The 1,328-nt window shown below is 75.5% G+C and carries 1 protein-coding gene; it reads left to right on the top strand.

Going from position 1 to position 1,328, the window contains the following annotated elements:
- Positions 1–10: 10 nt before the first annotated feature.
- A partial coding sequence (locus tag AC1DU6_RS31450; RefSeq protein WP_477862085.1) for a hypothetical protein occupies positions 11–1,328 on the top strand: 1,318 nt, incomplete at its 3' end.

Here is a 1,328-nt window from a genome sequence, read left to right as displayed (position 1 = left end):
GCGTGCCTTCGTGGCCACCGCCTTGGCCGCGCCGCCGCCCGACCTGCCAGCCGCACCCGAGGTGCTGCGGGGCGATGCCGGCTGGCAGCGCGAGGACGAGGGGCCGAGCATTCGGTTCCGCCAGCAGCTGCGCATCGCCACGCCGGCGCTGGCCACGCTGGTGGCGCTGGGCCGGCTGGAGGCCGACGGCTGGCGCACGCGCCATGACATGGTGGACCTGACCCCCGCCACGCCCGATGCCGACCCCGCCGAGCGCGCCGCCCCGCGCATGCTGGGCAACGCCGACAAGCTGCACGACGGCGTCTTCGGCATCGTGTCGGATGCCAACATCGACGCCGGCAACGCGCCCTGGAGCTACCGCGTGGCCCTGGCCGACGTGTTCGGCCGCTTCGGCGCAGCGACCGAGGTCGTCGTGCCGACGCCGCCGCGGCCGCCCATGCCGCAGCCGGTGCTGCGCTCACACCTGCAACTGGTCGGGCGGGCGGCTGGCGACGCGGCGGCCGTGGCCGGCAGCGTGCGCTGGTCGGTGGTGGTGCCCGCGCTGCACGAGATGACGGCCGGCTCGCGGCCCTTGTCGCGCGTCGTGATCGACCTTGATGGCGCGCTGCAGGACGCCGTGGCGCCCCAGGACGGCGGCGTGCTGCACTTCGACTTCGAGCTGCCTGCGCTGCTGCCGATGGAAAGCCGCGCCGTCACCGCGACGGCCCATTTTGAAGATGACGCGGGCACGCCCGGCCCCACCGTGTCAGCGACCATCGCCATCCACGACCCGCGCACGCCGCCGGTGCCGCAGACGGGCGTCGCCATCGTCTGGAGCAGCCGCCCGGCGCCGGCGACCGATGTCGAGTTCCGGCTGCGCTTCACCGGCGTGGCCGGCGCCCGCTACCGCGCCTACCTGGCGGATGCGCGTGGACTGGGCATCGCGCTGATGGAGGGCGAGCGGCCGCGCACCCGCGCCGAGGTGGCCGTCGATGGCGCGCAGCAGGGCCTGGCGGGCCTGGGGTTGCGCGATCGTTTCCGCCTGCTCACCGACACGCCGCTGACGCCCGGCGGCGACGGCAGCGTGCTGTTCGACACGCGCCTGCCGCGGGCGCTGGAGACCGTGCAGTTCCTGCGCTTCGTGCCACTCAGCAGCCAGGGCAACGAGGCCGCATTCGAGAGCTGTCCGCTGCTGCCGGTGGCCGTGCCCAGCGACCGGCGCCCGCCCGCACCGCGGGTGGAGACCCGCGTCGACCCGGTCAGCGGCGTGGCCACCGTCACCGTGCGCGCGCCTGGCCTGGACCTGGTGGCGCTGCGCGCCGCCGAGCCGGGCCTGTTCGACGAACCAC

This window comes from Roseateles sp. P5_B10, assembly GCF_056400485.1.
The sequence above is the reverse complement of the archived record's forward strand: the minus strand, read 5'-3'. Positions and strand labels throughout refer to the sequence as shown.